The organism is Bacillus sp. ISL-35, assembly GCF_018613355.1.
GTDB lineage: Bacteria > Bacillota > Bacilli > Bacillales > Cytobacillaceae > Mesobacillus.
The window spans coordinates 12,780-31,567 of record NZ_JAGGQK010000013.1; the positions used below are offsets into that span (position 1 = coordinate 12,780).

Genomic DNA, 18,788 nt, shown 5'->3' on the forward strand with positions numbered 1-18,788 from the left:
TTTACAGAACATTCCCTTTGCTTGCCAGTCTTATTCCTGACACTCAACGAATTGTGCGGTCATTAATCCTTTGCTCCAGCATATGGATTTGTTATGATGAAGATAACTTGAAATTCCATATATAACCTTGGAGGTACTTGACTATGAACTGGAAAGCCTTTGTCCTCGGCGTTGGTGCCGGCCTTGCTGGTGCATACGCTGTAAAGGAACTTGCCTCACAAAAAGAAACAGTCTCAGCTGATAAAGTACTGAATGACGCAAAGGCCGCTTTTAAAAAATCCGGGCCCATCAGCGGTTCATGGATCAATATGACGGTTGAACCTTACTCCAAACCGCCAATTGAATACCAGGTTTACAAAGGCGGGATTTCACGAAATGTTGACGGCAAGGTTGAGCAATTTGAATTCATCGCAGATGCATCAACCGGAGCCATCCTGGATGCTTACCCATTAAATTGAGACGAAAAAAATCCAGACCTGCCGCGGCAGGTCTATTTTTTTCTTTCAATGCTTTCAGTTATTTTCCCGTCCTGGTCGAACTTGACAGCCCTGTACACCGAATCATGGTAAAAAGTGAACCAGGCGTCCCGGCTGATACCATATTCAAGCCACTTCTCCTTGGCAAAAATCGAATCCATCGGGTAATCATCGTACGCCATCACCCAGAGCGGATTCTGATGGGCATGGGTCGGCATGATATCAGCCATGTGGACTACGGTTGAATCTCCATCCTCAATGATCAGTATCGAGTGGCCATCACTGTGTCCTCCTGTATGCACCATCTTAATCGGCCCAAACGACCATTCTTTATCAAAAGCCTCTACCTGCTGCTCAATCCCCTGCCAGTTTTCTTTCCAATATGTACTCTTTGAACGGATATTCGGATTGCGCATTTCATCCCACTCGACCTTAGAAGTGATGATTTTCGCATTTGGGAAAACAGATACCAGCTCACCATCGACCACTTTCGTCAATCCGCAGGCATGATCAAAATGCATATGCGTCATTAAAACATAGTCAATGTCAGCGGCAGTCAGCCCCAGTCGTTCCAGTTCGGCATCAAGGCTTGATTCTTCAAGGACACCAAAATTTCGTTTCTGCTTTTCATTGAATTTCCCTTTTCCGATCCCGCTTTCAACGAGGAAATTCTTTCCCTCTGCCTGAATCAGTATCGGATCTGTCCGCAGCTCGATCTGGTTTTTGTCATTGACTTCATATTTTTTAGTCCAAAGCGGTTTCGGTACGACGCCAAACATCGCGCCGCCATCCAGGTGGGTCACCCCGCCATTCAGCCACCTCAGCTTAACATTTCCAAGCTCCAGGTTTTCCATTGCCAATCCCCCTTTTTCTTATGATTGTATCACTGGAATTTTAAATCTTTAAATAATTCAACTTCTATTTTGACTTTACACATGGAAGGATGCTCATTTTAGGAGGCATCATTCCCATTGGAATTCTTTTTATTGGCGGAGTCATAATCTTTTTGGCGAAAATTTATTTTTATTGGCGATTTTCAGATTTTATTGGCGAAAATTAATTTTTATTGGCGATTTCCGCTGCTTTATTGGCGAAAATAAAATTTTATTGGCGAACTGGAAATTATCACGTTTTTTTTCCAATTTAAAAACCGGTCGATGCAAAATCGCCGGTTCGGTCGTCTTCATTATTTTGAAATAAATTGCACTTCACAGCGGTAAATCCGGCTGCCTCGTGACGAGAATTTCTCTTCGTATTCTGTCATGATATTGCCTTCGAAATCGCTGTTGTGCAGGTCGAGGCTGACGTAATTCAGCTTCATTCCGTAATGTGAAAAGCTTACGAGCGAATACTCGAACAAGCCCTGATTATCGGTCTTGAAGTGGATTTCACCATTCTTCACAAGGATGGATTCATAAACTTCAAGGAAAGATTTGAACGTCAGTCTGCGTTTTTCATGGCGTGTTTTTGGCCATGGGTCTGAGAAATTCAAATAAACCCTGTCGACGTCCCCGCTTGCAAAATACTTGGCAAGTTCCGCCCCGTTCACATTCATCAGTTTGCAGTTTGGCAAATCTTCTTCAATCAGCCTGTCCAGTGCACTGACAATGACGCTTTCCTGCAGTTCAATGCCGATATAGTTAACGTCAGGATTGGCTTTGGCCATCCCTGTAATGAATTGGCCTTTCCCGGTACCGATTTCGATGTGGAGCGGCTGGTCCTTTTCAAAAACCTCTCCCCATTTTTCCCGGTGCTGCTCCGGCTCCTGGATCACAAAATTCGAGTATTCCTTCAATTTATCTTTAGCCCAAGGCTTGTTTCTTAGTCTCATCATGACACCTCTGTACTATTTTCATTCGTTTCAAACAATATCATGCAACCCAGCTGTTTTCAAGGGTGAAATTTCTCCCGGCTGCATAAACGGAAAAAGGAATCCACAATCTATATGTGAATTCCTTTTAAAAGAAAGGGTGATCATCGTGCCTTTAAGCCACCATGACCAGGTAAATTTATTAAAGGATATATTAAGCAACCAGCACACTGACTGCTGCGGATCGGTTGCAGAGTATCAACAGTTGGAACGTCTGATCAAATCGCTGATGGTCAACACGAATGTGGATGGCAACATCAAATCGATTCTCCAGGATGTCTACCAGTATAGCCAGAACGGCGTCAACGCCTCCGACCTGGAACAGCATATCGAGACGAATCGGAACCAGTTATCACAATGGGTGGATGATATCGGTCAATTCTCTTAAAAAAAAAATTAAAAAAGTGCCTTTAAAAAATCAATCCATTTTTCCATCTCTGGAATGCGGTTCTGGTTCTTGTGCCATTGAATCGATGAAAGCGACTGGGCGAACGCGTACCATTTCATCCTCAGCCGGAGATTCTCTGTCAGGCTGATTCCGTACTTGTCCAGCCAGGCTTCCCATTCCTCCAGTGGTATATAAGAATAGAGGAGAAGTCCAAGATCGATGGCAGGATCAGCGATCATCGCGCCGTCCCAATCAATTAAATACAACTGGTTGTCTTCGGTAAGCAGCCAGTTGTTATGATTCACATCGCAATGGCAAACCACTTTTTCAGCAAAGTCGACATCCCCGACATATTTAGTCAGGAACTTCATCGCATCAATGACTGCAGGCTTCTTACGCAGTTCCACATCCAAGTCTTCATTTAGGGCTTGAAGGAACATCTCGGGCTTCAGCGGACTCTTTCCCAGCCTGGTGAGCATCCCAAGAAGCGGATCTGAAGCATGGATTTTCTTTAGCAGCCTGGCCACACGGTCATTGTTCATATCCCCGGGCTTCAGCTCTCTTCCGTTCATCCACTGCTGCGCCGTTATAACATCTCCGTTTTCTAACCTTTTAGTCCAAACAAGCTTGGGTACGATTCCTTCTGCGGAGAGTACAGCAAGAAAAGGGGATGAATTTCGTTTTAAAAACAGCCTTTGTTCTTCATGCTGTGCAAAATAGGCAGCACCGGTTGCGCCGCCAGCAGGAACGATCTCCCAATCCTGTCCAAATAAATGTTCCAAAGTTAGTCACCTTCATTTATCACTATTTCCCTTGTGCTGAAAACCGGAAATGGATTTTATAAAATCAAAAATCACCGTTGTACTTATTATCGGAAATAAAAAGACAGCTATTGATAGAAAAATACACACAATAGCTATCTTATAAATTTTATCCCCGAAGGCTCGGTACGTCAACCCCAACAGCACTAAATTAATATTGTGAAAAAGTTATCAAATCAAGGACCCTGCTATTTTGCCACTACGGACAGTGAGCAGGGCTCCAGCAGGACCTTATTCCCTTCCATATGGCGAAATGGCTGTGCCGAGGCATTTTCATGGTCAGCCAGGACATTCCATTTTGCCTCTTCCGGGAGTTCGGCCAGCTGCTGGTCCATTGAAGGGTTGATCAGAACGAGGATTTTTTCCCAGCCTGTGCCTGCTTGCAGTTCATAACCAATCAACGGTGCCTGCAATGGCAAAAACGCCATTCGCCTGCGTATTTCCTCGCTGTCGCCAAGCCTGAAAGCTTCGTTCGCTTTTCGTATCGCGATGATCCCTTTAATGTAGTTAACATTATCCAGGTTTTCATCACGAAGGTCCCAATCGAGCCAGTTTATATCGTCAGGAGACCGGTAGCTGTTGCCGACTCCCTTCTTTGTCCTGAAAAATTCCTGGCCGCTGTGTAAAAATGGGATACCCTGTGCCAGCAAAACCATCGATGTTGCCAGCCTGTGCTGCTTTTTCAAAATAGCATCATCCACATCAGGAGTGGATATTTTCAGCTTATCCCACAATGTATGGTTATCATGGGACTCAATATAGTTCACCGACTGAACCGGTTGGAGGAACAGGCCGTTTTTCCGCTTGCCGATCCCAATGCTGCCTGCCATTACCTGTTTGGCAGCTTCTAGATACCGCTCATTCCCCAGGGCATAACCTTTATCATAAATATTAAAGGTACTGCCCTTAATAGAATCACGGAACCAGTCATTGAACTGGCCAATCCCCTGAAGCTTTGCCTGGTTGGCAATATTGGCTTTCCGGTCAACTGGCAGCGGGGTATTGAGATCCCAGCCTTCGCCAATGATCAAAATATGAGGATTTACACTGTCCACAGCCTTCCTGACGGCGGTCATCGTCTCAACATCAAGGATTCCCATCAAATCAAAACGGAAGCCGTCAACCTGATACTCATTCAGCCAGTACAGGACAGAATCAACAATGTATTTTCTCACCATCAGCCTTTCAGAGGCGATATCGTTCCCCACTCCCGTGCCATTGGAGGGAAGGCCGTGTTCATCATGACGAAAATAATAGCCGGGGACGATTTTTTCAAAAGGGGAATCTTCCCGGATGTAGACATGATTATAGACCACATCCATGATGACGCCCAGACCCATTTTGTGTGCCGCTGAAATCAGCTGCTTAAGTTCGGTGATCCGGTTGTAGGGATCTTCCGGATCCGTCGCATAGCTGCCGTCCGGCACATTATAATGGACAGGATTATACCCCCAGTTATAGGAACTAAAAATGTCCCGTTCGTCTACCCCTTCGTAATCATGGAAAGGAAGAAGCTCAATATGGGTAACTCCGAGCTGGCGTATATAAGAAATGCCGGTACTCTCCCCCATTGGGGTCTTCGTGTCCATTTCTGCGGCGCCCAAGTAGGTGCCATTCTTGGAAGCGCCGCTGTTCGGATGCATGGTCAGATCCCTGATATGGGCTTCATAGATGATGGCATCCACCGGATTTCTCAATGGAGTAAAACTTTCTTGTACTTCACTTGTTTTGGCTCGATCGACCACCACTCCATATTCACCATTGATCGTTAACGCGATTGCATATGGATCAACCGCCTCTCTCCATTCGAGATTGATACACACCAGGAAAGAATAACGGTAAAGCTCCAGGTCCCGATCTACAGAAATGCTCCAAACACCTTTTCCGGTTCGTTTCATATTGATGAATTCAGGATTATGCTGATCCTCCCTGAACAGCTTCAGCCTGATTTTACCGGCAGTTGGAGCCCATAACTTGAACGTGCTTCTTTCAGGTGTATAGCTGACCCCAAGATCTTTTCCCTCGTAAAAAAATAATCTGTCAAACTCCTCCGTACGGATGACTGCACCGATTTGCAGGTCGGTTTCGCCGCCATGGTTATCTGATACTTTATATGGTTTTCCGATTTCCGGCCTGATACTGGTCAAGCAAATATATTTCACTGTCTCCTCAAGGTATACCTTTTCCTGGATTGCCAAAGGCAAATCAACGCCCTCTCCTTTAAGCCGAAACTCATTGGCGTCACCATCAAAATAGGAATAAGGCAGTAAAACTGTAATGAGATCTACTTGATCAAGATAGGCGTAAAACTCCCTTTTAATGGCAATCATTTAGTTTCAACTCCTCGGTATCCCTGGATTGTTTTTTTCTGTTAAAATTCTTAATGCCTTTGGACATGCATCGATTTTCAAAGGTGTATGCCCAATTGCTTCACCATCGGCATGGGCCAACACCGGCTCCGTTGATTCGATCGTGATGGACTTGCCGGTATATTGTACAACTTCCTTGAACTTTGTGTGTTTTCCCCAGAAGACACTGGCGAAAACCAGCAGCAGCTTCCATCTGGAGATCCTATGAACGACAGTGACATCGAGAATCCCATCATCCGGAAGAGCCCCCGGAGCGATCTTCATGCCACCTCCGTAGTATGGCTGGTTTGAAACGGTCACAAACCATGCATCATTATAGTGAAACTCTTTCCCTTCAATCGTTATATGAATCGGGATGGTTCGGAATGTAAGCAGTTTTTTTGCTAGGATATAAACATAGACGAGCCTGCCCAGCGAAACACGGTTCAGCAGCAATTTCATCCTTGACTCGTTCGATTCTTTTGCGACTGCGGCATCAAAGCCTACACCCATATTATTCATGAAGTAGGTTTCATGTAATTCCTTATGCTGGATTTTCCCGATGTCGATTTCGCAAATGCGGGAATTGCTCTGGTCGATCACCAGACCTAGTGCTTCGGCTGCTTTTTTTGGAATCGCAAATCCTCTTGAAAAGTCATTACCGGACCCGCCTGGAATGAATCCAACAATGATATTAGGATACGATGCTGCGCCATTCACCACTTCGTGCAGCGTACCGTCTCCCCCAACTGCCGCGATGGTTGCCTGTCTGCCGCTTAACTTCCGGGCAATTGACCCGGCGAGCTCTTCAGCATGCCCCGCTCGTTCGGTAAAAAAGGCAAGGTACGGAATATCCATCGTTTCGAGTTCTCCCTCTAGCTTTCTCCAAATTTCCCTGCAGCTCCCATTTTTCGCGTTCGGATTGACGATGAAATAGATTTTCTCCATATGATCAAACCTTTATCTATTTATTAGGTTCTTAACTTGGCAAATTACTTACTTTTCTTCCCCTGTCCGGTTTTCCCATTCAAGTCTCCTGACTGATGTTGTCTGGCAAAATTGAAGAAGCACCTGTGCCGCTTTTAATTGCATATGCTTTAATGGAGATTTCATTCCTCTCTGGGCCATGAACCATTCCTCGAAATTTCGTTTATCGATGAACTGCACTCCATATGGCGGCAATGGATAATCGAAGTAGCCATTTCGATTCAACAGCACTTTTTGCACAGGCAGATCCACTCCGTACATATCAAAAAGAGATTTTACGATTTTCTCCGTCCTGTTCAAGGCAATCAGCGGATTGAGGATTTTCGTTTCCTTATTTTTTATCTTTTTAATCCAGAATCGGTCCTTCGAGCCGACAAAAGCAGCATCCTCTTCTGCTTCAATAAATGAAATACAAATCGCGGCAGCGGGAGTGATCAGTACAAGCTCTGCTTCGACCGGCGCTTTTTTCAGCAAAAAGATAGGTTTATATAAAATGAGGAAGGTATCCGGAAAACGCTGAAGCAAAAACTTCAAGGTCGGGTCATGGGTGAATTCTTTTGAGATAAAGGATCTTTCAGTCAATGTGGAGCTTGCCCACTTCAGCTGAAATGGCAGCAAATGATCGAGGAAATGCTGCTTCAATCCATCTTCCGTTTTAATGCTGCGGATCGAATCGAATGCATCGGCATCCATCAGAATGTCCTGGTCATCGCTTTGTCCCGGGCCTTCAGGAACAATTTCCTCTTCCTTTGCTGTCCCGGGCTGGCGGATTCTGCTCTTGATTTTATCAAGGAAGGAATCAGGCAGTTCTGATGAGGATTCCTTCCCGAAGTCTTTAACTGGCTGGTCAGGTTTGTTTTCCCATTTCTCCTTCAATCCCTCCCATTGCTTTTTCTTCAGCCGGACATATCTCGAAGGATAAAGATAAATATCCTGGGCATAGCGTGATACATAGTCTTGAAGTTTGATTAATTGTGCCATAGATTGACCTGCCTTCATTCCTGCTACCCAGTGGCTTTAAACACCGGGAGCAAGCGGGAGTTGTTTGATTGGTTCATATTTAGGACTTTTCCCCAGATGGGTCTTGTACAAAACGACCCTTCCGGCCTGAAAAGAAATTTCTTCGTTTTTAAAAGGGTTCACTGCTCCGAGTACTGCAGAGTAAAAAGGGGCCTCCCCCACCCATTTTCTGGCGATGGTAATATGAGGACTGAAAGGACGTTTTTCGAGGGTGAAGCCCGCATCGAGGCAAGCTGAAAACACATCCTGTCTTACTTCCTTCAAATCCTGTGAATCTTTGAGCCCCGCCCAGAAAATCCGGGGAGCTTCGCTGCGGCCGAAAATGCCCAGGTGATCAATTTTCAATTCAAATGAAGTCTGCAACTTCATTGCTGCTTCAATCCGTTCACTCGCAGCTTCCATTTTGTCATCGGGAGCATTTCCTAGAAACGCCAGTGTGATATGTAGATCCTGTGGATGGACCCAGGTTTTGAATGGTAATTCTTCCTGCAGGTGTTCGATTTGACTCTTGAATACTTCTTTGACTTCCCCAGGAACTTCCAGAGCATAGAAAAAATGAGCATGCTGTCCCAATGATTAACACCCTTTCTCGTCCGCTTGAATTTATTGTAGCAAATGGCATGTGATATTGGCAGAATTTCCTTATTAACTTTTCTAATCCCTACAAGTTGATAGGAATAGTCTTTTTTTATATGATAAAGAGAAGGTTAACATTATTTTTCAATTGCTGATAATCAATTATTCACTTAGATGGAATACTAAAGCAATCGAGTACATTCAAGGAGGCTATCTTATGAGAGTCGTTAATAATATTGCAGCATTAATCGGTGAAACACCTCTGGTAAAATTAAACCGTCTGGCACCTGAGGGAGGGGCATCAGTATACCTGAAGCTTGAATACTTCAATCCGAGCAAAAGTGTAAAAGACAGAGCAGCGTTTAACATGATCGTTACAGCAGAAAATGAAGGAAAGCTGAAGCCAGGCTCAACAATCATCGAGCCAACAAGCGGCAACACCGGAATCGGATTGGCGATGAATGCAGCGGCAAGAGGCTACAAAGCCATCCTCGTCATGCCAGATACGATGACAATCGAGAGAATCAACCTGTTAAAAGCCTACGGCGCTGAAGTCGTACTTACACCTGGAGACGAAAAAATGCCAGGGGCAATCAAGAAAGCAGAAGAGTTATTGAAGGAAATACCAGACAGCTATATGCCAATGCAGTTTGAAAATGAAGCAAATCCTGATGCTCACCGCAAGTCAACAGCAAAAGAAATCATTGAAGCAATGGAAGAACTGAAAAAGCCGCTTAGCGCGTTCGTAGCTACAGCCGGAACAGGCGGAACAATCACCGGAACAGGCGAAGGACTGAAAGAAGTATACCCTGACCTGGCAGTGCATGTCGTCGAACCAGCAGGGTCACCTGTGCTTTCAGGCGGCAAGCCAGGGAAGCATAAACTGGTTGGCACAAGCCCAGGCTTCATCCCCGAAATCCTCAATCAGGATGTGTACGAAAAGATCCATAAAATCGAAGATGAGGACGCCTACGAAACCGCAAGAAGACTCGCCAGGGAGGAAGGAATCCTTGTCGGCCCATCATCAGGCGCCGCATGCTTCGCAGCCATCAATGTCGCAAAGCAGCTAAGACCCGATGAAGTCGTCATCTGCATCGCATGCGATACAGGTGAAAGATATCTTTCCAGCGATTTATTCCAGTTTCAGGATTAATCAATAGAGGACTCGCCATGAGATGGCGAGTTTTTTATATAGGAAGCTTTGGGTGTTTAGTACCCTGTTGTATCTGGATACTCAGGCTTAATAGTACCCTTATGGATTCGGTTTCTCTGGCATAAGGGCATCTTTGGGACTTAATAGTACCCTTATGGATGCGGTTTCCCATGCATAAGGGTATCTTTCAGGCTTAATAGTACCCTTATGGACCGGGTTTCTCTTGCATAAGGGTATCTTTTGCCCTTAATAGTACCCTTATGAATCGGTTTTCCCTTCCATAAGGGTATCTTTTGCCCTTAATAGTACCCTTATGAATCGGGTTTCCCTTCCATAAGGGTATCTTTTGCCCTTAATAGTACCCTTATGGATGCGGTTTCCCATGCATAAGGGTATCTTTCAGGCTTAATAGTACCCTTATGAATCGGTTTTCCCTTCCATAAGGGTATCTTTTGCCCTTAATAGTACCCTTATGAATCGGTTTTCCCTTCCATAAGGGTATCTTTCTGCCTTTATCTTCCCCTTATGTGATCGGTTTCCCTCGCATAAGGGTATCTTTCTGCACTTTCCATTTTATCTCGGACAAAATGAAAAACTGCAGACAAACAATAGTTCGTCTGAAGCCTTTACGTTTTGTCAGTACATGGCTTTTAAAGTGTTATTTTTCCATCTCTTCGTCTTCCTCTTCAAAAATCGTCCCTGAATGGAGGGTCACTCCGGACACGATTTCTTCCATTTCTGCCTGGATCCTCTCGGTGATTTCTTCCCTTTCTTCCGGAGACAAAGATTCTTTCGTATAGCCGAAAAGATAATGATCCAAATCAAATTCTCTTAGTTTGCATTTAGTATGGAAAATGTTTTCCTGGTAGACATTGATATCGACCATATCAAATTGGTCTTTCACATTTTCCGGGATGTAGTTTTGAATCGAGCTTATGTCGTGGTCGATGAACAGCTTGTTCCCTTCTTTATCCCTCGTGAAGCCTCTTACCCTATAATCAATCGTCATCACATCGGTTTCGAAGGAATGGATGAGATAATTCAGGGCTTTCAGCGGGGTAATTTCCCCGCAGGTCGAGACATCGATATCGGCGCGGAACGTACTGATTCCTTCATCGGGGTGGAACTCTGGATACGTATGGACGGTGATATGGCTTTTATCAAGCTGCAAGACAACATTGTCCGGCAGCGGCCCGGGTGATTCGTCGTACGCTTCATCCGGCACCTCGACGACCGGACCTTCGGATACGAGGATGGTCACACTGGCTCCCTGCGGCACGTAGTCCTGCTTGGCCACATTAAGGACATGCGCACCAATGATATCTGCAACATGGGTAAGGATTTTGGTAAGCCGTTCTGCACTATACTGTTCATCAATATATTCAATGTAAGCCTCACGCTCTTCCTTCGTCCTCGTATAACAGATGTCATACATATTAAAACTTAATGATTTCGTGAGATTATTGAATCCATGCAATTCGATATGCTGTTCAGGTGTGAATTTCATTTCTGTTCCCCCTGTTCGGTTTTCCTGCTGTACATTGTCTGAATGAACAAAAGCAGTCCTGGTGTTTTAAATATTTTTATGATACCCATTCCTGCCAAGAAAAAACAAAGCAAGCGATGATGGCAAAAGGAGGTGTGGCCTGAAATGAACTTTTCCATACTAAAAAACCTGCAGCTTTTAAGCCGCAGGTTCAGGTTCAGATATTTCCGCATTGGCGTTCGATTTCTGCTTTGAAAAGAGTTTGAAGCTTCCTCGTGACTGAACCTGGCTGCCCGTTTCCGACAGGTTTTCCAGCCACCTCGACAACCGGCATGACTTCGACGGTCGTACCGGAAGAGAAGACTTCATCAGCTGAGGACAATTCGTCAAGCGTATATGCTCGCTCCTCAAAAGGAATGCCCTCATTCCTGCAGATTTCCAATACCTTTTGCCTTGTGATTCCATTCAGGATATGGTTGTCTGCCTGATGGGTGATGATCACACCGTCTTTGACAATCGAGATATTGGAATGGCTGCCTTCAGTAACCGTTTCTCCGCGATGGAGAATGGCCTCGAAACAGCCTGCTTCTGCCGCTTTTTGCTTCGAAAGCAAATTGCCCAGCAAGTTGAGGCTTTTGATGTCACAGCGAAGCCAGCGAATATCTTCGTCAAGGATAGCTCGCACACCTTTCTCCATTGGATCCACAGGGCGCGGTACCTTGCGCGTATAAGCAACGAAGGTTGTCGCCACTTTTTCGCCTGGAAAAACGTGGTTCCGGGGTGAAGTTCCCCTTGTGAACTGCATGTATACGGTTCCTGTATCCACTTCGTTTTTCGAAATCAGCTCTTCCATTTTTACTAAAAGTTCCTCAGGGCTGTATGGGAGCTTCATCCGAATTTTTTCGGCACTCTCTATAAGCCTGTTCAGATGCTCAATCCCGGTGAACATTTTCCCGTTGTAAATGCGTATCACCTCGTATACACCATCGCCAAACTGATAGCCTCTATCCTCAATGTCCACCTTGGCTTCGGTCCTGTCCAGCACCTCACCGTCTACAATTACATATTCCATTCGCTTCCCCTCCTTGATTTTTAGTTATTTTGCCAATTCATAAATAGCCTGCGCATAGATTGCCGTTGCTCGCAGAAGGTCCTCAATGATCATATACTCATCCTTCTGGTGTGCGATATCAGGTCTGCCAGGGAACAGCGGGCCAAATGCCACCCCGGATTTCAGTGACCTTGCATAAGTACCGCCGCCAATCGAGATCAGTTCTGCCTTTTCACCAACCTGCTCTTCGTACACTTTTTTCAGCGTCTGGATCAGGAAATCCTTTTCATCGACATGATGCGGATTGGAATTCGTGAAGTTCTCGATGGCCAATCCTTCAGCTTCCAAAAGCTTATGGAGGATTTCTTTGGTTTTTTCCAGATCCGTCGTAACCGGATAGCGCATATTCAATCCAGCACGGCCGCCGTTCTCACGGGAATATGAAAGTTTGCCTACATTGATCGTCAAATCTCCGGTGATATCATCGGCAAAGGCAACGCCTAACTCCCTGCCGCGTGAATCCTTGCCAAGGTATTTAGCGGTAAACTGAAAGAATTTTTCACTGTTTCCATCAAGGTTCAGCTCAGAAAGGAAGGCTGCCATATACAAGCCCGCATTTTTCCCGTTGTCCGGCTCCATGCCATGTGCTGAAACTCCCTCCAGCTCAAGGACTAGCCTGCCGCTTTCGACGGTCGCCTTGCCATCCAGTTCATTTTTTCGCTTGAATTCGTCAAAGCGCTGGACAATATCTGTCTGGCCCTGCTGAACAGCCAGCACAGCTTTTGCAAAATCAGGCACCATATTATATCGGCGTCCGGATGAAAATTCGATTACTTCGGCATCAAAACCTTCTTTTTCAATACCAGCCGCCTTGCACACTAAATCATAATCAGCAATTCCTTTTTCAGCATAAATAATCGGAAAATCAGCATCCGGCGCAAAACCCATCGAAGGCATTTCTTCATGCTCAAAATAATGGTCAACACAGCGCCAATCACTTTCCTCATCTGTGCCAATGATCATCCTGACACGCTTATTAAGGGGTAAGCCCAATTCTTTGACGATTTTCATAGCATAATATGCCGCCATAGTTGGACCTTTGTCATCGATTGCGCCGCGGGCATAAATTTTCCCGTCGCGAATTTCAGCGCCATACGGGTTGCTGGACCAGCCATCCCCTTCTGGCACAACATCGACATGGCAGAGAACGCCCACAATTTCATCACCCTGCCCGAATTCGAGATGGCCGGCAAGATTGCCAACATTTTTGGCGGTAAAGCCATCCTTTTCACCTAATTGAAGCATGAAGTCCAATGCTTCCTTTACCCCTTCACCAAGCGGCGCGTCTGGAGTGCTGTTTTCTTCATCAAGAACGCTCTTGATTTTCAACAGGTCCTGAGCATCATTGATCAGATCCGCTTCTCTTTTTTCTACTTCTTTCGTCCAGTTGATCGAAGTCATGGTCAAAAACCTCCAAATGAGAGTTGTATGTATATCTTTCTTTCCCCTGAAAGGTTTTACTTAAGCGGGAAGATGTTCTTATTGTACCGCAAATCCCCACTTGAAAACTTGAATTTTATTTTACTCCTTCTTTTCTCCATCCGTAAACCATTGACAGACAACAAACTTTTTAAATTTTCTAATAAATGTCATATTTAGCCTGTTTAACACCATATCGTTAAGTATATAAACCGTAAAGAAGGAGGCAGATAAATAGCTAATTATTAAATTTTCATAAAAAACAGTGAATAATCTGGAATTTTGTATTATTAAAGTGTAAAATAGTCCAAAAGGTAGGACATCTTATGACTTCCTTTTTAAAATGGACGCAAAAGGAGCTGTCTGGAAAGAAGAAAACTACATACTTGAGGATTCGTCTTCAATCAATGTCGGTTGCAGGAAATGACAAAGGGGTTTAAAAAAGGATAGGGAGTGGTTGTTTGAAACCTTCGACTAACCGGATGATAAACCGCATCAAATCCATCTACATGTATATATGTCAGAATGGAACTGTCACAACTCAAGATCTTGTAGAGGAATTCGGAATTACTCCTCGAACCATCCAGAGGGATTTGAATGTCCTGGCTTATAACGACTTAGTAAAAAGTCCGAGCCGAGGTAAATGGACAACGACCCAAAAAAAAGTAAAGATGTCGTCATAGCACAAAATCGAAAAAGCCGTAAAGTGGCACTAAACAATTAAATATAAGCAAAAATCGCCGGGGGAGCACCCTCGGCGATTTTTTATACTTCATAATTTTGCAGCATGTCCAATTCTTCGTCAGTCAGCTCCCTGTACTCTCCAAGTTCGAGTGTTTCATCAAGCTGTAGCGGGCCCATCGACAACCTCTTCAGGTAAACAACCCTTTTCCCCACTGCCTGGAACATCCTCTTCACCTGATGGAACTTCCCTTCTGTGATTGTCAGTTCGATATCGGAAGTCAATCCAGATTTTAAAATGACAAGCTCCCCGGGTTTCGTCTCATAGCCGTCATCAAGGGTGACCCCTTGTTTGAATGCCTCGATGTCCGCTTCTGTCACTTCCCCCTCGATCACTGCAAAATACGTTTTCGGAACATGCTTTTTAGGCGATAGCAGCCGGTGGGACAGCTGTCCGTCATTTGTGATCAAAAGCAGGCCTTCCGTATCCTTATCAAGCCTTCCGACCGGGAATGGCTCAAAGACCAGATCCTCCATTTCAAGCAGGTCGATGACCGTCTCATCATGGTTGTCTTCAGTGGCAGAAATAACGCCAGGCGGCTTGTTCATCATCAAATAGATGAACTCTCGATAATGGATTTCCTCTCCATTCAAAGTGATGGTGTCATTTTCAGGATCAACATGCTGTTTGGCGTCCTTGATGAATTCGCCATTCACTTTTACCGCACCATCTTTTAAAAGCTTTTTCACATCTTTCCTGCTCCCATATCCAAGGTTGGAAAGCACTTTATCTATTCTCATGGTATACCTCCTCTGAATCACATGGGCACACGCCCATTCCATTTCCTTTTGCCTTACATAGACTAATATCATACTTTACTTCAGATTACGAGGAGATGACCTGAATGAATTATCGTCAGCAAGGACAAGGCTTGTACATTCCGCTTCCCGGACTGCCAGGCGGAGGCTATCCAGGAGGTGGATATCCGGGTGGAGGATATCCGGGCGGCGGCCAAATCGACCGCCTTGAACGGCAAATCCAAAGATTGAACAACCAGCTGGACCGCCTAGAACGCAGGGTCGACAGGATCGAGCGCCGTTTGAACATCCGCGACAATGACCAGTTTTACTATTAGAATGCATTAAAAATGGCCTTCATAACCGAAGGCCATTCTTCATTAAACCGGCAGCCTTAATTTGCGCTTCAGTTTGGTGACCCGATCCCCGAAGAGCCTGTCTACCAGTTTGGTCCGGAATCCAAGATAAAAATACACACCTGCACCTACAACAGCAGAAATTATTATGATCATAACTGACTGGAACTTGGCAGCCGGTGACAGGAACTGGACAAGCATTCCATAGAATGCAGCCGTTACCCCTGCCATCAAACCAGAGAATACAAGAATAAGAATAATCCTTCTCGTCACAAATCCCATTGGATACCTCGCGAACTTTTTGATCACCAGCATATTGATGAAGATCGCAACCAAATATCCTATCGCAGTTGATATCACTGCCCCTTGCGTTTCAAACAGCTTGATTAACGGAATGTTAAGGCTCAATTTTACCAACAAACCAGTCAACAGACTTAAAATCGTAAAACGCTGTTCATTGATTCCCTGCAGGATCGCCGCTGTTACCGAAAATAAAGCGAACAGGATGGCAACTGGGGCGTACGTGGCCAATACTTCTGTTCCGAGATCATTATGTGCATAGAAGACGGTGTACATTGGTTCTGACAGAAGGGCAATTCCAACTGCAGCCGGCACTGTCAGGTACATCAGGACCTGGAATGTTTGGTCAAGCTGCCTCCTCATTCCCTTTCGGTCGTTTTCTGTAAAAGCCTTCGTGATGCTTGGCACAAGAGTCAATGAAAAAGCCGTAGCCAGCGAAACAGGAATGATCACCAGCTTATGGGATTGGAAATTCAGCACAGAAAACGCGGTATTCGCTTCATTCTGGCTATTGCCAATAGCCATCATTGCTCTGTTGAAGGTCATCATGTCCACAAACTGGAACAGAGGATTGGCAATCCCGACAAATACAAATGGCGCTGCATAAAGAAGGATTTCCTTATAAATGTCCTTTAAGGAAATATCCATCGTCTTTTTGTCTTCTTCCAGCAATTTATCCAAATGTGGCTTCCTTTTTACCCAATACCATCCGAGTATCGCCAGACTGCCCAGTGCACCGATGAACGCGGCGAACGTGGCGACACTTACAGCTGTCACCATGTCGCCTTTCATGACATTGAGGACAAAGTATGCGCCTGCGAGCACGAAAATAATCCGGACGATCTGCTCGATTACCTGGGATACTGCCGAAGGCCCCATCGATTGGTGTCCCTGGAAGAAACCGCGGATCAAGCTCATGAATGGAACAACGATTAGTGCGAAACTGACTGCACGGATCACCGTTGTCACATCATCTGCCGTTATTTTCGCATGATCTTCCCCACTAGTGTTCATGACAATATCAGCCAGTCCAGGAGCCGTTATATACATGATCAGGAACGACAAAATGCCTGTCGCCAGCATGACAGCGACTCCTGATTTAAACAACTTCCTGCCCACTGCATACTCTTCAAGAGCGTTATATTTTGCTATGAACTTTGAAACAGCCAGCGGCACACCAGCTGTGGCGATGCTAATGAAAATGGTATACGGAATATAAGAAAAAGAATATAAAGCGGTCCCATAATCTCCTACGATGGCAAAAAAGGGAATAACATAAAACAATCCCAGCACTTTGGATAAAATCGTGCCAATTGTCAGTATGAACGTCCCTCGTAATAGCTTAGATGACATATAATCCCTACTTTTCAATCTATAAAATAAAATCAGTTTACAAACTTGTATTTTACCATAAACACAATCCGGCACTATGATATTTATCAATGGATGGAGAAATTTCCTGCATTCCCTAGTTTACTCTTTCTTCAGCTTCACTGCCAGTTTTCAGGCTGAAGAGGTTTGAATTTCTCAGTCTTGGCAATGTTTTTAAAGTAGAGATGGATTATAATAAGAAAAGTGCGAAACTGCATTTATAAAAGTGAAACGAAAAGTTGGTGAAGCAATGAAATACGATGTAATCGTCCTTGGCGGCGGGCCTTCTGGTTTGATGGCTGCGATTGCTGCTGGCGAGAAAGGTGCAAAGGTGCTGCTGATCGATAAAGGGGACAAGCTTGGCCGCAAGCTGGCCATCTCCGGCGGTGGACGCTGCAATGTGACAAATCGCCTTCCTGTCGATGAAATCATTAAACATATACCCGGAAATGGCCGGTTCCTTTACAGTGCCCTTTCGATTTTTAGCAATGAAGATATCATTTCATTTTTTGAAGGACTCGGGATCAAGCTGAAAGAAGAGGACCACGGCCGGATGTTCCCAGTCTCAGATAAAGCCCAATCGGTTGTCGATGCTCTTTTAACAAAGCTTAGAGAGTTAAAAGTAGAAATTAAGACGAATACTCCTGTAGCCGATGTTCATTATAGGGACGGAAAAGTTGAAGCTGTTGAATTGAAAAATGGAGAAAGTATTTTAGCAGACAGCGTAATCATCGCCGTCGGCGGAAAATCCGTGCCCCATACCGGTTCGACTGGCGATGGATACGCCTGGGCAGAAAAAGCAGGCCACACCATCACCACCCTTTTTCCAACCGAAGTGCCCGTGACTTCTTCAGAGCCTTTTATAAAAGAAAAGGTTCTGCAGGGACTTTCCTTGAGAGGGATTGCGCTAAGTGTCCTGAACCCAAAAGGAAAAGCGCTGATCACACACAAGATGGACATGATTTTCACGCATTTTGGAATTAGCGGCCCAGCCGTCCTGCGCTGCAGCCAGTTCGTCGTCAAAGCGATGCAAAAGTGGAATCTGAAAGAAGTCGTTATGTCCCTGGACGCCCTGCCTGACATGAAGGAAGAAGAATTGTTCCAGGAAATCAATAAGCTGATAAATGCCGAGCCAAAGAAAGCACTGAAAAACCTGCTTAAAGGCCTTTTGCCTGAACGCTATTTATTGTTCCTGCTTGAGCGGAATGAAATTGACCCAGCAATGCAGGGCGGACAGCTTGGCCATGAAAAAATCAGGAACTTTGCCAAATCAGTCAAGCAATTCGAGTTCAAGGTCAACGGAACCCTGCCGCTTGATAAAGCCTTCGTCACCGGCGGCGGCGTCTCCGTCAAAGAAGTCGAGCCGCAAACAATGGCATCCAAGAAAACAGAAGGACTATATTTCTGCGGTGAGATCCTCGATATCCACGGATATACTGGAGGCTACAACATCACATCTGCGCTTGTTACCGGAAGGCTCGCCGGAACCAATGCAGCCGGGTATGCGCTTGAGAAATAGAGATATGTATTTAGTGTTCATCACAGATTGACGTGATGGACACTTTTTTTGATTTTTTGCTATTTTTTGTTCTTCATGGTTTGATGATGGACACTTTTGGTCGGTTTC

The 18,788-nt window shown here is 45.0% G+C and carries 18 protein-coding genes; 6 read left to right on the forward strand and 12 right to left on the reverse strand.

What is annotated here, in order from left to right; genetic code table 11:
• Positions 1-143: 143 nt before the first annotated feature.
• The gene (locus J7E38_RS17130; RefSeq protein WP_214709135.1) at positions 144-458 is read left to right on the forward strand and encodes a PepSY domain-containing protein; all 315 of its coding nucleotides are present in this window, start codon (positions 144-146) and stop codon (positions 456-458) included.
• 32 nt (positions 459-490) lie between these two features.
• Here J7E38_RS17130 and J7E38_RS17135 read toward each other — a convergent pair whose 3' ends face one another.
• Both J7E38_RS17135 and trmB read right to left on the reverse strand, forming a co-directional pair.
• Positions 491-1,330 (reverse strand): YtnP family quorum-quenching lactonase, encoded by an 840-nt coding sequence (locus J7E38_RS17135; protein ID WP_214709137.1) that lies wholly within the window; start codon positions 1,328-1,330, stop codon positions 491-493.
• Between the two features lie 332 nt (positions 1,331-1,662).
• Complete coding sequence (gene trmB, locus J7E38_RS17140; RefSeq protein WP_214709292.1) at positions 1,663-2,307, reverse strand: tRNA (guanosine(46)-N7)-methyltransferase TrmB; 645 nt, start codon at positions 2,305-2,307, stop codon at positions 1,663-1,665.
• Positions 2,308-2,455: 148 nt separating this feature from the next.
• Between trmB and J7E38_RS17145 the strand changes: the two genes are divergently transcribed.
• The gene (locus J7E38_RS17145; protein ID WP_214709139.1) at positions 2,456-2,734 is read left to right on the forward strand and encodes a YtzH-like family protein; all 279 of its coding nucleotides are present in this window, start codon (positions 2,456-2,458) and stop codon (positions 2,732-2,734) included.
• Between the two features lie 8 nt (positions 2,735-2,742).
• Here the strand turns inward: J7E38_RS17145 and J7E38_RS17150 are convergent, their stop codons facing one another.
• From J7E38_RS17150 to thpR, 5 genes are all read right to left on the reverse strand, one after another.
• The gene (locus J7E38_RS17150) at positions 2,743-3,516 is read right to left on the reverse strand and encodes a phosphotransferase family protein (protein WP_214709141.1); all 774 of its coding nucleotides are present in this window, start codon (positions 3,514-3,516) and stop codon (positions 2,743-2,745) included.
• 227 nt (positions 3,517-3,743) lie between these two features.
• The gene (gene pulA, locus J7E38_RS17155) at positions 3,744-5,885 is read right to left on the reverse strand and encodes a type I pullulanase (RefSeq protein ID WP_214709143.1); all 2,142 of its coding nucleotides are present in this window, start codon (positions 5,883-5,885) and stop codon (positions 3,744-3,746) included.
• A gap of 6 nt (positions 5,886-5,891) precedes the next feature.
• Positions 5,892-6,851, reverse strand: a complete 960-nt coding sequence (locus J7E38_RS17160; RefSeq protein WP_214709145.1) for a diacylglycerol/lipid kinase family protein — start codon at positions 6,849-6,851, stop codon at positions 5,892-5,894.
• Positions 6,852-6,899: 48 nt separating this feature from the next.
• On the reverse strand, positions 6,900-7,871 hold the full coding sequence (locus J7E38_RS17165) for a hypothetical protein (RefSeq protein ID WP_214709147.1): 972 nt from the start codon (positions 7,869-7,871) through the stop codon (positions 6,900-6,902).
• 36 nt (positions 7,872-7,907) lie between these two features.
• On the reverse strand, positions 7,908-8,483 hold the full coding sequence (thpR, locus tag J7E38_RS17170) for an RNA 2',3'-cyclic phosphodiesterase (protein WP_214709149.1): 576 nt from the start codon (positions 8,481-8,483) through the stop codon (positions 7,908-7,910).
• Between the two features lie 220 nt (positions 8,484-8,703).
• On the opposite strand from thpR, the gene cysK reads away from it, so the two are divergent.
• Positions 8,704-9,639 (forward strand): cysteine synthase A, encoded by a 936-nt coding sequence (gene cysK / locus J7E38_RS17175; RefSeq protein ID WP_214709151.1) that lies wholly within the window; start codon positions 8,704-8,706, stop codon positions 9,637-9,639.
• 658 nt (positions 9,640-10,297) lie between these two features.
• On the opposite strand, the gene speD is transcribed toward cysK, so the two are convergent.
• From speD to pepV, 3 genes are all read right to left on the reverse strand, one after another.
• Positions 10,298-11,146: an adenosylmethionine decarboxylase gene (gene speD, locus J7E38_RS17180; protein ID WP_214709153.1), complete on the reverse strand. Its 849-nt coding sequence runs from the start codon at positions 11,144-11,146 to the stop codon at positions 10,298-10,300.
• Between the two features lie 196 nt (positions 11,147-11,342).
• Positions 11,343-12,197: a D-amino-acid transaminase gene (dat, locus tag J7E38_RS17185; RefSeq protein ID WP_214709155.1), complete on the reverse strand. Its 855-nt coding sequence runs from the start codon at positions 12,195-12,197 to the stop codon at positions 11,343-11,345.
• A gap of 24 nt (positions 12,198-12,221) precedes the next feature.
• A complete protein-coding gene (gene pepV, locus J7E38_RS17190) occupies positions 12,222-13,637 on the reverse strand; it encodes a dipeptidase PepV (protein ID WP_214709157.1) in 1,416 nt (471 codons plus the stop codon).
• Positions 13,638-14,116: 479 nt separating this feature from the next.
• Between pepV and J7E38_RS17195 the strand changes: the two genes are divergently transcribed.
• Positions 14,117-14,338: a DeoR family transcriptional regulator gene (locus J7E38_RS17195; protein WP_023626930.1), complete on the forward strand. Its 222-nt coding sequence runs from the start codon at positions 14,117-14,119 to the stop codon at positions 14,336-14,338.
• An 82-nt stretch (positions 14,339-14,420) separates the two neighbouring features.
• Here the strand turns inward: J7E38_RS17195 and J7E38_RS17200 are convergent, their stop codons facing one another.
• On the reverse strand, positions 14,421-15,137 hold the full coding sequence (locus tag J7E38_RS17200; RefSeq protein WP_215038750.1) for a pseudouridine synthase: 717 nt from the start codon (positions 15,135-15,137) through the stop codon (positions 14,421-14,423).
• A 104-nt stretch (positions 15,138-15,241) separates the two neighbouring features.
• Here J7E38_RS17200 and J7E38_RS17205 point away from each other — a divergent pair, with 104 nt between their 5' ends.
• Positions 15,242-15,472 carry a hypothetical protein gene (locus tag J7E38_RS17205; protein WP_214709159.1) on the forward strand — a complete coding sequence of 77 codons (231 nt, stop codon included), beginning with the start codon at positions 15,242-15,244 and terminating at the stop codon, positions 15,470-15,472.
• A gap of 42 nt (positions 15,473-15,514) precedes the next feature.
• Here J7E38_RS17205 and J7E38_RS17210 read toward each other — a convergent pair whose 3' ends face one another.
• Positions 15,515-17,143 (reverse strand): putative polysaccharide biosynthesis protein, encoded by a 1,629-nt coding sequence (locus J7E38_RS17210; RefSeq protein ID WP_214709161.1) that lies wholly within the window; start codon positions 17,141-17,143, stop codon positions 15,515-15,517.
• Between the two features lie 268 nt (positions 17,144-17,411).
• Here J7E38_RS17210 and J7E38_RS17215 point away from each other — a divergent pair, with 268 nt between their 5' ends.
• The gene (locus J7E38_RS17215; RefSeq protein WP_214709163.1) at positions 17,412-18,680 is read left to right on the forward strand and encodes a BaiN/RdsA family NAD(P)/FAD-dependent oxidoreductase; all 1,269 of its coding nucleotides are present in this window, start codon (positions 17,412-17,414) and stop codon (positions 18,678-18,680) included.
• The last annotated feature ends 108 nt before the right edge of the window (positions 18,681-18,788 follow it).